Source organism: Comamonas sp. HJ-2, from assembly GCF_053615495.1.
Genome location: NZ_JBSIFD010000034.1, coordinates 1 through 14,293, shown reverse-complemented (window position 1 = coordinate 14,293; position 14,293 = coordinate 1). Strand labels below are relative to the sequence as shown.

At 55.3% G+C, this 14,293-nt stretch carries 14 protein-coding genes and 1 pseudogene; 7 read left to right on the top strand and 8 right to left on the bottom strand.

All coding sequences use genetic code 11. From position 1 onward, the window contains the following. Positions 1-50 precede the first annotated feature (50 nt). The 6 genes and pseudogenes from ACWGXF_RS21885 to ACWGXF_RS21860 all read left to right on the top strand — a co-directional run bounded on the left by ACWGXF_RS21885 (position 51) and on the right by ACWGXF_RS21860 (position 5,295). Entirely contained in the window at positions 51-545 is a 495-nt protein-coding gene (locus ACWGXF_RS21885) for a bacteriohemerythrin (RefSeq protein WP_256496332.1), read from the top strand. Between the two features lie 138 nt (positions 546-683). After that, a pseudogene (locus ACWGXF_RS21880) lies at positions 684-1,610 on the top strand (IS481 family transposase). Positions 1,611-1,654: 44 nt separating this feature from the next. Continuing rightward, on the top strand, positions 1,655-2,407 hold the full coding sequence (locus ACWGXF_RS21875) for an IS5 family transposase (protein ID WP_256496899.1): 753 nt from the start codon (positions 1,655-1,657) through the stop codon (positions 2,405-2,407). A gap of 342 nt (positions 2,408-2,749) precedes the next feature. Then, on the top strand, positions 2,750-3,724 hold the full coding sequence (locus tag ACWGXF_RS21870) for a Bug family tripartite tricarboxylate transporter substrate binding protein (protein ID WP_012837644.1): 975 nt from the start codon (positions 2,750-2,752) through the stop codon (positions 3,722-3,724). A 90-nt stretch (positions 3,725-3,814) separates the two neighbouring features. Further along, a complete protein-coding gene (locus tag ACWGXF_RS21865; RefSeq protein WP_314354002.1) occupies positions 3,815-4,021 on the top strand; it encodes a hypothetical protein in 207 nt (68 codons plus the stop codon). Between the two features lie 149 nt (positions 4,022-4,170). Further along, positions 4,171-5,295 (top strand): porin, encoded by a 1,125-nt coding sequence (locus ACWGXF_RS21860; RefSeq protein ID WP_452102492.1) that lies wholly within the window; start codon positions 4,171-4,173, stop codon positions 5,293-5,295. Positions 5,296-5,899: 604 nt separating this feature from the next. Here the strand turns inward: ACWGXF_RS21860 and ACWGXF_RS21855 are convergent. Next, a complete protein-coding gene (locus tag ACWGXF_RS21855) occupies positions 5,900-6,976 on the bottom strand; it encodes an IS110 family RNA-guided transposase (RefSeq protein WP_256496331.1) in 1,077 nt (358 codons plus the stop codon). A gap of 471 nt (positions 6,977-7,447) precedes the next feature. Here ACWGXF_RS21855 and ACWGXF_RS21850 point away from each other — a divergent pair, with 471 nt between their 5' ends. Further along, positions 7,448-8,134: a TetR/AcrR family transcriptional regulator gene (locus tag ACWGXF_RS21850; protein ID WP_253233666.1), complete on the top strand. Its 687-nt coding sequence runs from the start codon at positions 7,448-7,450 to the stop codon at positions 8,132-8,134. A gap of 9 nt (positions 8,135-8,143) precedes the next feature. Here ACWGXF_RS21850 and ACWGXF_RS21845 read toward each other — a convergent pair whose 3' ends face one another. The 7 genes from ACWGXF_RS21845 to ACWGXF_RS21815 form a co-directional block, all read right to left on the bottom strand. After that, complete coding sequence (locus ACWGXF_RS21845; RefSeq protein ID WP_029158321.1) at positions 8,144-8,773, bottom strand: isochorismatase family protein; 630 nt, start codon at positions 8,771-8,773, stop codon at positions 8,144-8,146. Beyond that, a complete protein-coding gene (locus ACWGXF_RS21840) occupies positions 8,766-9,848 on the bottom strand; it encodes a M29 family metallopeptidase (protein ID WP_253233665.1) in 1,083 nt (360 codons plus the stop codon). Before ACWGXF_RS21840 ends, ACWGXF_RS21845 begins: the two co-directional genes overlap by 8 nt. A gap of 26 nt (positions 9,849-9,874) precedes the next feature. Then, a complete protein-coding gene (locus ACWGXF_RS21835; RefSeq protein WP_256496330.1) occupies positions 9,875-10,705 on the bottom strand; it encodes an alpha/beta fold hydrolase in 831 nt (276 codons plus the stop codon). Further along, on the bottom strand, positions 10,705-11,475 hold the full coding sequence (locus ACWGXF_RS21830) for a maleate cis-trans isomerase family protein (protein ID WP_029158322.1): 771 nt from the start codon (positions 11,473-11,475) through the stop codon (positions 10,705-10,707). Before ACWGXF_RS21830 ends, ACWGXF_RS21835 begins: the two co-directional genes overlap by 1 nt. Before the next feature lie 20 nt (positions 11,476-11,495). Then, on the bottom strand, positions 11,496-12,731 hold the full coding sequence (locus ACWGXF_RS21825) for an FAD-dependent monooxygenase (protein ID WP_029158323.1): 1,236 nt from the start codon (positions 12,729-12,731) through the stop codon (positions 11,496-11,498). Positions 12,732-12,841: 110 nt separating this feature from the next. Then, a complete protein-coding gene (locus tag ACWGXF_RS21820) occupies positions 12,842-13,609 on the bottom strand; it encodes an ABC transporter ATP-binding protein (RefSeq protein WP_019042225.1) in 768 nt (255 codons plus the stop codon). Next, on the bottom strand, positions 13,606-14,293 hold a 688-nt coding region (locus ACWGXF_RS21815), incomplete at its 5' end, for an ABC transporter ATP-binding protein (RefSeq protein WP_452102491.1). The genes ACWGXF_RS21820 and ACWGXF_RS21815, both read right to left, overlap by 4 nt.

Here is a 14,293-nt window from a genome sequence, read left to right as displayed (position 1 = left end):
GGTTGGCACGGCCAGGCATTGGCCTACCAACATAACAAGGGACATTGAACATGGATGAGCAGACTTCTACCTCAGCCACCAGGGCTCGGGATGCCAGTGCACCCACGCCGGTCGACGACAACAGTCTCGCCTGGACCGATGCACGCTTACTGGGATTTACGCCCATGGATGATGTGCATGAGGAGTTCTACGCGACTGCGCTGAAACTGGTGACCTGCACGGAGAAGAATGCCGCCCAGGCCATCGAACAGTTCGAGCAGCATGCCATCAGCCATTTCGAGCAGGAAGATGAATGGATGCGCACCACGAACTTCCCTCCTCGGGACTGCCATCTCGACGAGCATGCAGCAGTGCTGAAGTCGGTCCGCGAGGTCAAGGAAGCTGTTGCACAAGGACAAGCCGGCGCCGACATAGTCCAGGATATCGGCATGGCCCTCTTCCAGTGGTTCCCAGGTCATGCAGACTATCTGGATTCCGCACTGGCCGCCTGGATGACCAAGCTGAATATGGGCGGCAAGCCCATCCTGTTGCGACGCAAGCTTTGACAGTGCTCCAAGGAGCATCCGAGACACCCCTCTCCCCAAGCCAAGACCCAGATATCCCCACCAGAACACGGGATCCATGCTCTATTTGATCCCAGGTTTTGATGGTGCAATCTTTTACCTTGAATGGAAGGAAGCACTATGGGCCAGGTTCTGCACGGGAGCGCCACAACGGCAGAGGCAGTCCGTCGAGCAATACAAAATAGTCAAGAGAGCCTGAGAGCGCTTTCTGCGCGCTATGGCATCAATCAGAAGACGGTGGCGAAGTGGAAGAAGCGGGCCTCGGTCACCGATCTACCAACAGGGCCGAGGCGGCCGCGCTCCACCGTTTTATCCGTTGAGGATGAGGCTGCGATCGTCGCCTTTCGCAGGCATACCTAGCTGCCACTGGACGACTGCCTTTATGCACTGCAACCGACCATCCCGTATCTGACGGCTCCTCGCTGCATCGATGTCTGCAGCGTCATGGCATCTCGCGGCTACCAGAGGTGGGTGGCGGCAAGCCTGCCAAGAAGAAGTTCAAGATCTACCCCATCGGCTACTTTCACGTCGACATTGCCGAGGTGCAAACAGCCGAAGGCAAGCTCTATCTGTTTGTGGCCAATGACCGAACTCCATGCCAAGGCCGGCAAGATGATTGCTGCACAGTTCTTGCGCAATCTGATCAAGGTAGTGCCATACGCCCTCCATACGGTACTGACCGATAACGGTATCCAGTTTGCGAACCGTGCCTGCGATCGGTACGCTGGCGATCACATTTTTGGCCGCGTCTGCACTGAACATGGCATTGGACATCGCCTCACCAAGATTAAGCATCCCTGGACTAATGGCCAGGTTGAGCGAATGAATCGGACCATCAAAGAAGCTACCGTCAAACGCTTCCATTACGACGATCACGAGCAGCTACGACAGCATCTGGCGGACTTCATCGATGCCTACAACTTCGGCCGAAGACTCAAGACGCTCAAGGGCTTGACCCCGTATGAATTCATTTGCAAGCAGTGGACATCCGAGCCCAAACGCTTCAGGATTGATCCAATCCATCAAATGCCGGGACTAAACAACTAGGACGTGTCATCTAATACGATAGTTGCTACGTTATCAGTAGCGTCATTCGTAGACATGCACTGACCAATGCCCAATGGGAGCAAATCAAAAGCCTACTTCTTGGCAGGGCCGGGCATGTGGGCGCTCCTGCCAAAAATAGCCGTCTCCTTGTTGACGCTGTGCTGTATCGCTATCGCTGCGGTATTGCTTGGCGCGATCTGCCCCAGCGCTTTGGCGACTTTCGAGTCGTTCACCTGCGCCACATGCGCTGGAGCCGCTCGGGCGTGTGGCTGCGGGTGTTTGAAGCACTCAGTGCGCTGCCTGATAACGAGTACGCCATGATCGATGCAACCATCGTGCGTGCCCATCAGCACAGCGCGGGTGCAAAAAGGGGGCAAAGCCAAGCCATCGGTCGCAGCCGAGGAGGTTTGAGCACCAAGATCCATGCCACCGTTGACGCTCTTGGCAACCCCACTGGTTTCCATCTCACAGCAGGGCAGGCATCGGATTTGGAAGGTGCAGATGTCTGGCTTGCGCGCACCGACGCGCAAGCCGTGATTGCCGACAAAGCGTATGACGCCCATGAACGCGTGGTTGAACCACTGCTGCGCCAGGGCAAGCAGGTTGTCATTCCCAGTATTCGGACGTGCAAAACTCAGCGCGGGTATGACCGCCATGTCTACCAAGAGCGGCATCTCATTGAGAACTTCTTTGCGCGGTTGAAGCAGTACAGGGGCATTGCCACGCGTTATGACAAAACGGCAGCGGCATTCTTGGGAGGGATCCACCTTGCGGCCGCTGTCGTCTGGCTCAATTGATGACGAGCCCTAGGGATATCACCGACCAAAAATCACGCTAGCCCTCTAATAATAATTTTAGACGTCTAATAAAATAGAGGTGAGGCATGTCAATGAAGAGAAGCAGTTGCGACGCAGAGAACAAGATTTTGTGCGCCGCAGCCGAAGCTGCCTCCACCATCTAGAAGAGGTGGCCAAGCCCGACTTCGCATCAATCTGCGTCGCCCGCATGCCGACATCGTTGCTGCTGGCTGCAAATGTGCATGTCATTTTTTAAACAGGAATTGTGCGGACATCTTAATGCCGGTACATGAGCGGATGGCGTCGGTGCCGTAAGAAATCACAAAAATCAGGAGACATGTCATGACAAGAGGAACTTTCTTGAAAATATCGGCTGCAATTGCCCTCCAGGCGTTGTCAATCTTTGCCTATGCTGATAGCGATTTCCCGAACAAGCCCGTAAAGCTGGTCATACCCTACGCTCCAGGGGGACTGCCGGACACCGTGGCCCGGGTTCTAGCCGAGAAAATGCAGGCAGACCTCAAGCAGCCGGTAATTGTCGAAAACAAGCCCGGCGGCGGCGGCGGCGTCGCCGTCACGGCCATCAAGCAATACCCTGCTGATGGTCATACCCTCCTGGTTACGGACGGCCCTCTGCTAGCGGTTTCTCCGATCATTATCAAGAACCTCAAGTACGATGCCCAGAGAGATCTGGATCCCGTTTCCCTGGTCGGTGTGGCCCCTCTGCTCCTGGTAACGAACTCTTCCGCCCCCTTCAAGAACATGCAGGATTTCATTCAATATGCGAAAGAGCATCCTGGCGAGTTGAATTACGGGTCTTCCGGAATCGGTTCAATCCACCACCTGACGGCAGAGGCCATGGCCCATTCGCTGGGCATCAATGTCAAGCATGTCCCATTCAAGGGTAGCTCCGCCTCCATTCCGGCACTGATCGGCAACCAAGTCGACATAACATTCGCCTCCCCCCCGAACCTGACGGGCTTCGTCCAAAGTGGCAAGGCCAGAATACTGGCGACCAACACCTTGGCTCGCAGCAAGGCCAATCCGGACATTCCTGCCATTTCCGAGTACGCCAAGAACTTCGACTTTGGCTTTACCGTGGTCATGCTGGCCAAGAAAGGAACGCCTGAGGCGTATCGGAACAGGATCAGCGATTCGGTCAAGAAAGCCGTCAACGATCCCGAAGTGAAGAGCAAACTGGAAAAAGCAGGAGTCGACTCCATTGCTGGAGGTCCTGCCGAGTTGGCGGCAAAGCTCGCATCTGAAAATAGCCGGGTCATTGCAGCGGCCAAGCTGGCCAACCTGAAACCGGAATAGAACCGGAAGCCTATTGCGACGACCTCGCAAACGCGGCTGTCGGGCCCGCTCAGGCTCATTCCGACCACCGCCGAGGGACGGGATCCGAGCGTGGCGACCAAGAGCATCTATGGCTTCTGGGCCACCAGGGATTTGCCTGCGGCGGAATTCGCCCATCTGAGCGATGCCCTGCGCAAAGTCACCGAACTGCCCGACGTAAAGCAGCGCCTGGAAACGCTGGGCGTGCTGCCGACCAGGGAGTCCCCAACAACCTTTGCCCAGAACATCGAAGAAGAGCTCAAACTCGTGCGGTGCTGACACGGGCAGAAGTCCAACCAGAGTGATGAGCTAACAGCCACTCATGCGGATGCTGGAAGGTTGCGCGTAGGGCTGCCCGTAAAGAATCAAGCGCATTGTGAAGAAGAGGAATTGGGGCAAAGGCCCCAAACAAAATGAAGGAGGCACCAATGATCGGACTAGCCAAGCATGCTGTGGCATGCGCTGTGTTGCTCAACGTTTGCGGAGCTGCAAACGCGCAAGGAAATGTCACCATTTATGGACGCATGGACTCCGGCGTCGACACGCCCCGCTCGGGCGGCTCCAGCATCAGTCGCGTGTATTCGGGCGGCAGTGCTGGTAGTAACCTAGGTTTCCGAGGTGTAGAGAACCTGGGAGGAGGGCTCTCCGCCGTTTTTCGCCTAGAGCAAGGCTTCTATCTCGATGAAGGTACATTGGCCCAAGGCGGCCGTGCGTTCGGGCGCGAAGCATCGGTTGGCCTCAGCGATACAAGGCTCGGTACCGTGCAGATGGGGCGCATTCCTACGCCCTACTATTCAGTACAGGGTAATGTGGATGCCTTCATCTGGGAGGGGGCGGGCGGGCTGCTGTCGCTCACCCGAAACATCAACACAACAACGCAGCGTCAGGTGTTGCCGATGGGGATAGCGGCGCGCCAGGACAACGCCATCAGTTATGTATCCCCACGTTGGGGTGGCCTTGAGGTGCGCGGGCAGTATTCCTTTGGCGAGAAGTCCGCGACGATCGGTCGCGGTTACGGAGTATCTGCACGCTATCAGGTTGATAGCTTTGACCTCAATGCTGGCTTCCAACAGCAGGATGGCGCGGACAACGCTGCTTCAGGCAAGGTCTCGGCAATGGTGCTTGGGGGGTCCTATGATGCCCGCTTCGCCAAGTTTTTCTTCGGTACGACGGTTGAAAAGAACTCCTGCAGCACCTGCACCGGCACCATCGCCCGAATGCCTGGGACTTCAAGGAGCGAGTTCAGGCTGACCAACGTTGGCGTACGCGTGCCATTCGGGCCGTTCACCGCTATTGCCCAGTTCACTCGAGTTAACGACCGTTCCGACTACACGACCTCGACTGGCAATCGCGATGCCAATTGGATTGCCCTTGGCGGTGACTATGACCTGTCTAAGCGAACGCGTCTCTACTTTGGCGCCGCACGGATTACCAACAAGAACGGATCGCAGTATGTACTGGGCACCGGAACTGCTCAAGCTCCAGCAACTTTAGTCGGCTCGGCGAACGGAAGCTCGCGCAATATCTACATGGGAGTCCGGCACAACTTCTGAGGGCCGCCCTAGGCGCAACAAAGCATCCTTTCAATGCTTTGTTGCGCCTAGAGGTGCGCCGTCCTGCACAGGGCATCCCGCCTCCTTAGCATGGCAAGAACAGGCGTGATGCCGATCCCTCCGGCCACCAACACGCTATGGGAGGCAGTCTCGACCAGGGGGAAATGATTGTGCTGTCCGCTAATCTGGATGACGTCCCCGACCCTCAGCTTTTGATGGGCGTTGTTGCACAACTGGCGAATCGTGGCTCTGACACGCAAGCCAAGCTTGATATAAAGCTCAACTGCACGAATCCTGTCTGCGTATGAGTACATGAGCTACCTTGTATGGATGCCTCCCAGCCATGAGTAGTAACCCGCAATGCTTTGTGAAGAAGTCGGCTGCTGCCTTGTATCCGGCCTGTGATGTGGACGCTGGGTTGCCCCTTGTCCGCTGGCCCCGATGTAATCCGCTGACGAGCGCCTCATCTCCTAGGACGGACTTTTGAAGTCCGGTAGTTCATCCAGGTTTAGCTCGTCCCGGTCTGACCTGTTTCACATCACGCTGCTTTGTTGCTGCCTCATCGCCTTCACATCCTCCTTTCTCGGGTTGATCTGCTATCCGTTCAAGCCCCAAGCGGCCTGGTGCTCTGGTGGCCTCGTTGGTAGTCCTGCTGTCGGGCCGTAACGGCCCAGATCGTTCGCGCCATCTTGGCCGCCTGTGCCACGATCACAACGTTCGTTGGCCTCCTGGCTTGAAGCTGTTCCAGCCATGGGCCGGGCTCTTTCGCATGTCTCAGTACCGCACGCGCACCGTGAATAACCAAAGTCCGCAGGTAGGTGTCGCCCCGTTTGGAGATCCCCAGAAGATTTACCCGGCCACCTGTGCCTCGTTGCTTGGGTACCAGACCCAGCCAGGCACAGAATTCGCGCCCCGACTTGAATGCCTTGGCTTCTCCCATAGTGGCGATGGCCGCTGTAGCCGAGAGCAGGCCTACCCCGGGTATCGCCGCCACACGCTTCATGTCCACGTCAATGCGCAGGACCTCTGCAAGCCTCACCTCGATGGCCTTAATGTCTATCGCCAGTTGCTTGATGCGCTGGGCCTGCTCGCGCAGGCTATCGACGACATACTGTGGAATGCTGTTGGCAAGCGCCTCCAGTGCGAGTTCCAACTCGCCCAACAACGCCTTCTTGCCTCGCGCTAAGGTGGCTCCAAACTCATAGAGTAGTCCCCGCAACGCATTGATCTGCATGATCTTCATCCGCATCAACATCTCGCGCTGACGATGCAAGGTGAGCGTGGCTTGTTGCGCCAGCGTCTTCACGCCCACGAATTTGGTACCCGGCTGCTGGATCGCCAGCCAGATGGCGCGTGCATCTGTAGCGTCGGTCTTGTTGCCGTTCACGAATGGGCGCACGGCTTTGGCATGAATCAGCCGCACGGCATGGCCCTGCGCCGTCAACTCACGGGCCCAGTGGTGCGCTCCGCCGCAGGCTTCGATGCCGATCAAGCAAGGTGCACGGTTGGCGAAGTGCCCTAAAACCTTGGCCCGCTTTAGCTGCACGTTGACAATCTCGCCTGTGCTCATGTCCACGGTGTGAAGTTGGAACACGCTTTTGGCGATGTCCAGTCCAATGACCTGCAGGCCGGCCACCTGACCGATGATTTGCCCCGCGCTTTGGGTAGTACAACGATGCATGACGAAACCTCGCTGATGTTTGTGAAGACATTGGTCTATCAAGCCACGGGCACTTTGATACCGTATCCATTCAAGAGCCCAGCTCGTCTAGCGAACAAGCACACTCCCAAAACGGTCACGCTGTTCATCTTTATGCTTCTGCGGCCTTTGAGCTGCCCGTAGGCAGAGAGGCATCCATTACATCTCCCCTGGTAGTCCAAGTTTTTGTCCGCATCCCCACTAGCCCCCGGTGGGTCAGTTTTGCGTGGAAATCAACAACCTCGCAATATTTTCAGACTTTTCCATTGCCACGCTCCCTGCCTAGAGACGCCACAAATGCGGGTCGATGTTAGCCATATCCTGGTCGGCTTCTTTTAGGTCGGTGGATATCCAGGAAATGGTTGTCGATGTACTTATAAAAACACTGTGTACCGGCCTTACACGTACAGTGCGCTACACATATACTTCATTATTGGTCAATCGATTAATTAAATGGAAAAAATAGATGTTATCGGCCACGCTCCTAGCAAGCGGGTCAAGCAAAGAAAGCCAGGGCGGCCCGAGGGAATTAGTGCGGTTCGCGATGAGATCATGGATGCAGCAGAGGCGCAGTTCGCGGAACTGGGCTATGCAGGAACTTCATTGCGGGAGATCGCAGCAGCGACAAATGTCACGCAGGCTTTGATCAGCTACTACTTTGGTTCGAAATACGGATTGTTCGAAGAGACTTTTCTGCGCCGAGGGCAGCTTATCTCGCAGCAACGTACCGATTTGCTTGAAGCTTTGCTATGCAGGGGCAAGCCTACTGTTAGAGAAATTGTGCATGCCTTTCTTTCTCCGACATTGGCCTTGCGTGCGACTCTACAGGGACGATCGTTTTTGAGGCTGCAAGCTCGCATGCATACAGAGCCGCCGGAGATTTCATACAAAGTACGTACCGACGCTTACGGCTCATCTACTCAACGCTATGTGGAGGCCTTCCGGTTGGCCCTGCCACAGCTAACGGAGTTGGATGCGTATTGGCGCGTTACATTGATGGTTGGCACATATCTCTACGCGTTTTCGGATACCCATCGAATGGAGGAAATGACACCTAAAGGGCTTTATGACCCGGACGACACCGAAGCGCTCATTGATCAAGTGACGCGCTTCGTGGTCGGCGGATTCCTAGCGGACTAGGTTTCGATTTCAGCGTTTAAGCGTGACAAGTTGGGCATGCAGAGCTGCTAGGCTGATGACATCTGCATATTTTTGACGCATGTCGAACAGGCTGGCTTCGTGCGGGCCAATCGCACGATCGCCCACGCAGTCTTCAATTACGATGGGACGAAATCCCCAACACATGGCGTCCACCACGCTGGCGCGTACGCAGCCGCTGGTGACGCAGCCGGCCACCAGCAAGGTGCGTACTCCATGTTGCGTGAGCCAGGGAGCGAGGTTGGTGCCGAAGAACGCTGAGGGAACAGTTTTTCGCACGACCAACTCACCAGGTGCAGGTGCAAGAACATCGACAATAGCACTGGCAGGTGAGTGCTCTTTCAATCCCAACATGCCTGGCACTTTTGTACTGAAGATATTGGCGTCGCTATCGTTATCAGCGTAGACAATACGGCTATGTGCTACGGGCCATGCATGCTCACGGGCAGTCGAAAGTAGCTCTACGGAGCGATCAATGGCCTCAGGAATGTTTCCGCCGCCGAAAGTTCCAGGATCAGCAAATCCATTTACAAAGTCCACGATTAGAAGACCGATGGGGGCTTTAATGCCCAAGCCCGCACCGAAGCCTTGGCGTGAATAGACGTGAGACTCGTCAAGCATGGGTAACCTCCAGTGCGTAAGCAGATTTTGTAGGCTTCATCAGTGACTCCACGACTTGGCCGTCATTCACGACTTGCAGCCCATCGACAAAAACATTGCAGTGCCGCATTGGGATATCGATGTGGCAAGCAGTAGTTCGACTGCCCCCAGCTTCGTTGTTAGGACCAAGGGAAAAAAGAAAGTTGCCGCTAACGGCTCGAGCATCCATGCCCAGAGTAGCCTCGCGATCATAGAGGCCTAGCGTTGACCAAAAAGCACGCTTTTGCAGACCCCAGCCCACATGTGAAATTGCATAAGCTTCTGGATCGTCGAAAGACTCGATGTATTCGCGAAGCAATTCGGCTTCGGCATCGCCATCGATGCTAGTCACGAAGCCGTTCTCCACTGTGAGCGTGATGGGCTCGCCTACATAGCTTTTCATGGGAAGCAAAACATCGCCTTTGGCCAAGACAATGCGGCCTTGCGCGCCCCCCTCGTTCGGCCAGGTAAAGGCGAAGCCGCTAGGCCAGTGATCCCAACGGCCGGGCTGATCGACGAATCCATACTCTGCGGTTACCGGGTATTCGCCAAGTGGTAAGTGAAGATCAGTTCCTGAAGGAGAAGTGACATGCATCTCACGCCTGCCTTTTAGTAGCGCTACACCAGCTTGTACGCGCTCATAGTCTTCAAGTGTGGGAACTAGGCGTGCCAAGACCTCGGGAGGTTCTACTGCAAGCAGGATTTTTGTGCCTGACGCCAGGATCTCATGCTGCTCAGGAGAAAACAGCAGTGTCATCAAATCAAGCACCAGATCGCTGGCCTTCAGTGCAGCAATCGCTGCACGATTGCCCGTGAGTGGCGTCGTGCCAAGATAGGCAAGGGTATCGCGGCTGAGTGACTTCTCGCCATTGACCGGTGGCAAGTTGAGCTGGCTTACGCAGGCACCCAGCATAGTGGCCGAAGTGATCGCACAGCGTAGGGTTTGAGGGTGGGTGTGGTCGCTCGTCAGCACAGTGACGGCATCGCCGCGTTTGAGCTTGGAGAGGTTTAGTACTTGTGTCCAGGCGCGGATAAGTTCGGTGTCGCTGATGGCCATGGCAATCTCCGTATTAAATGATTTCGTTACTCCAGCGCTTGGCCGAGAAAGTTACCGAAGGCTTGATAAAAACCTTCCTCGTTATCCCAGGGGATCATGTGACCAGCATTACTGACGCGCTTTTCGTGCAGGCTTGGCACCAGCGCCCGGATTTCGGATACCTCTTCTTCGCGAATTACATCGCCTCGTTCTGCACTCATCAGCATTAGCGGTACTGCAATGTGTGGAAGATCGGCGTGAATGTCGTCCATTTGGAAGGCATTAAAGCTGGCGACAATCGCGCGTTCGTCGCAGGTGTGCAACCACTGTGCGCGCAATCGCAACTGCTCATCACTCCATGAGGGACAAAACTCGCGCATTTGCTCAAGGCTGATTCCTTTGCATGCCATGCGGATTGAGTCGATGTACCAAGTTAGATTGGCTGGATATGCTCGACGACCCGGGCCTGAGACGGGGGGGTCGACGGCTACTACACGCGTAAGACCGATAGGGTGATGGGACGCTGCTCGAATGGCAATGCGCCCTCCCATCGAATGGCCGACGAAGGCATATTTGGACAGACCTAGTGCCAATGCGAACGCATTGAGGTCAGCAGCTTGGGCATCCAGGCTGTAATCCAGGGCACTGGATGCCTCGCTTAGGCCTCTACCGCGGACATCGAGTACGTATGTGTCAAATTGGCGTCCGAAGCGCTCGGCAACAAAGCCCCATGTAACTGCTGGACTGGTAATGCCGGGGACGATGATGACCGCATCGCGCTCGGCACGTTGGTCTTTGTTACCGCCGTAGCGGAGGTAGTGTTGACGTATGTCATTGGCCCGCACCTGCGCGCCGTAGAGAAAGGTGCTGTCGAACATTAGGAAGCCTTCTTCGTTGAGTAGGCGCCCGATAGCAGCGCACCAGCTCCTGGGACTACTTGTTCTAGGCCGAGCTCGCTTAGCATCGCGTAGGTGGTCGCCACGGCTGCTGTCACCACCGGCTTACCTGTCGCGGCTTCTACTTGAGCAATCGCTGCGAGCGAGGGCATTTGTACGCAGGCGGAGAGCACGATCGCATCGACATCGTCAGTCTTCATGCCAGAAACGATGGCAGGCAGTTTAGAGGGGTCGTGACGACCAACTTCCAAGTTGTCTGCAATCTCAAGCGCTCTCCAGTCACTGACCTCAAAGCCTTCGTGCTCAATGTAGTCAATGACCAATTTGGTTAGGGGCACCATGTATGGTGCTACCAACGCAATACGTTTGACCCCCATGACCTTTAGAGCATCCACCAAGGCCCCTGCGCTGGTGATTACCGGAGCTTCCCCCTGATTGCTCGCAGTTGCCTTGCTGAGGCGCGACTGTGACGATCGGTGGTATCCATGACCCATGGCCATGATGGCAACTAAGCAAGCGTAGCCCAGTACATCCACACGCGCATCACTGAGTTCCAAGGCACAGCGATCGCTTTCGGCATCCATAGCCGCAAGCTCATCCTTGTTGACATGCTTCATTCGCATGCGAGCAGAGTGAAAGGTAAAACGCTCGGGGCGCACTTGTTCACGCAGGCGCAACATGGAAGGAATCTCAGTCTCCATTGTGGTGTTGGAGCTGGGAACGATTTGTCCGATACGGAATGAGGTTTTCATTGTCATCTTGTCTCCTGAGTTCAAGCCGTAGCGACCTTGGTGTTTTCGTTAAAGCGTTCAACGCAGGCGGTTGCGTCGTAGGAATAGACCCATTCGGCTTTGATACCCACGGCATTGGGATCCTTGGTCTGGGCGTTCTGGAAGTCCTCGTCCCGCTTTCTCTTCTCTTCAGGAGTGGAAAGGTGATAGGTGCGACCACGTTCACGTGCTTCTAGTTGCACGCGAGCGGTGCGTGGACGACGCTCAGCTTCGTAAGCATTGAGCGCTTCATTCAGGTCTCCGCTGAAATGCGAGATTGCTGTAGCAAGCACATAGGCATCCTCAATGGCCATAGCCGCACCCTGCGAGAGGAAAGGCAGCATGGGGTGGGCCGCGTCGCCCAGAAGCGTCACATTGCCCTTTGACCACTGGGTCATAGGGTCGCGATCAAACAATCCCCACTTGAAGATTTGTTGAGCGTCGGTCTTCTCAAAGAGGTGGATGATGTTGTCGTGCCAGCCTTCAAATGCAGCTAACAACTCTTCTCGGGTACTGGGCTCAGTCCACGACTCTGTGACCCAGTTCGCGCTTTCGTTGACTGCAACGATGTTGACTGCGGCGCCACCTTTGACGTAGTAGGTGACGATATGTGCTTTGGGGCCCATCCAGAATGAGGCGTCCGGGGTCACAAAAGGCAGCGGGTGCTGCTCTACCGGAACTACTGCGCGCCAGCACATATGTCCGGTGTACTGCGAAGGTGTCTTACCCCACAGAGAATCTCGCACTACAGAGTGAATGCCATCAGCACCAACGATCAGGTCGGCTTCAAATTGAGTGCCATCGCTGAAATGCGCTACGGCTTTGTCCTTGAGCTGGGTAATTCCAGTGCATGAGACGTTAAAGCGCACGCGATCTGCAGGGATGCCTTGGCACAAGATCGCATGCAAATCTGCTCGATGCACATGCCAAAAGTCTGCGCCAAACAACTTTGGGCACACCTCGCGCAAGGGCGTGTGAAACAGTTCTCGGGCATCGTCCCAGTTACGTCCAACCATGGCATTGGGTAAGAAGCCGATACGTGCCAGTTCTTCGCCAAGTCCCAGTGCTCGTAAAACCTTGGCTGCATTAGGCGTCATCTGAACGCCTGCGCCAATTTCTCCAAATGCATTCGCGCGCTCAAAAACGTATGCGTCGATGCCAGACAACCGAAGTGAGCGCGCCAGAGCTACGCCTCCAATACCGCCGCCGACGATGCCCACTCGCAGTGATTTACTCATTTTAGTGACTCCTTGATCTGGGCAGTGCCGCTGCCCTGAGTTGATTGAACGATTAATTAATTAATTTTTGAACAAATAAAAGATGCATATGGGTGCCCCCTAGAAGTTGCTTAGCCACCAAGATAAGCGCTGAGGATCTCAGGGTCCTCGAGCAGACCAGCTGCATTGCGGTCTGCCACGACACGGCCTGTTTCGTAGACATAAGCACGTGTGGCGACTGACAAAGCGTTGTGCACGTTCTGCTCCACCAGAATCACGGTGACACCATGGGCGTTGATTTCACGAACGAACTCGAATACTTCTTCAGCCATGCGAGGACTCAAACCAAGGCTGGGTTCGTCCAACAGCAAAAGACGTGGCTCTGACATCAACGCGCGACCAATGGCCAACATTTGCTGCTCGCCACCGCTTAATGTGCCGGCCAGTTGCTTGTGTCGTTCTTTGAGGCGAGGAAAGCGCTCATAGACCAGGCCCATGCGTCGCTCAATTTCAGACTTGGACTTGCATAGATAGGCCCCCATGGACAGGTTTTCGTCCACTGTCATGCTGGGCCATACATGACGTTCCTCTGGAGATTGCGCGATACCTTGTCCAACTACGCGGTCAGCTGCTAGGCCACCGATGCTTTTCCCTTGGAAGAAAATTTCACCGCGTGTTGGTTTGAGTAGACCTGAAATAGCTCGCAAAGTGGTGGTCTTACCGGCGCCGTTTGCACCAATCAGTGCAACGACTTCACCTGGTAAAATGCTTAGGTTCACTCCATGCAGTGCAGCCGTCTTTCCATAGCTGACATACAGATCGCGCAGCTCAAGAATGGGCGTACCAGAGGCTTTGCCCTGTGCGCTTGCATGCATTTCATGCTTGCTAATTGCGTTCATGCTTTCTTTCCTCCACCGCCTAGGTAGGCTTCAACCACTCGGCTGTCGGCTTGAACTTGTGCAGGTGTTCCTTCAATCAGCTTTTCACCGAAATGCATGACAACGACACGGTCTGAGACACCCATCACCAAACTCATGTTGTGTTCCACAATCAGAATGGACTGAACCAGGGTGCCTCGTAGAGTTTTAAGAATCTCACCGAACTGGCGAGCCTCTTGGCTATTGAGGCCCGCTGCAGGTTCATCCAGCATGAGAATTTCGGGTTTAGCCGCGAGCGCGAGCGCCACTTCTAGAAGTCTGAGCTCGCCGCACGACAGTACCGATGCTGGTGTGTGCATGCGATGAGTTAGGCCCATGGTGTGAACGATGTGTTCCGCGCTTTCCTTTACGGCGGATTCGGTTGCACGAACCGCACGGTTGGGAAAGAACGTACGCCATAGTGACTGATGGGCCTCCAGGTAGTGACCGGTCAGGACGTTCTCAAATACGGTAAGAGATTTGAGAATATTTGTCTTCTGAAAGCTGCGAACAATGCCCATGCGAGCCATGTGATAAGGCTTCCGGCCAGTAACGTCGTTGCCCGAAAAGTTCACTTGTCCCGAGCTAGGAGGGTGTGCAGAATTTTGTGTAAACGGACAATCCACCGCAGGCGAGAGCCTGCTTGTCCGCAAACACAATGACAAC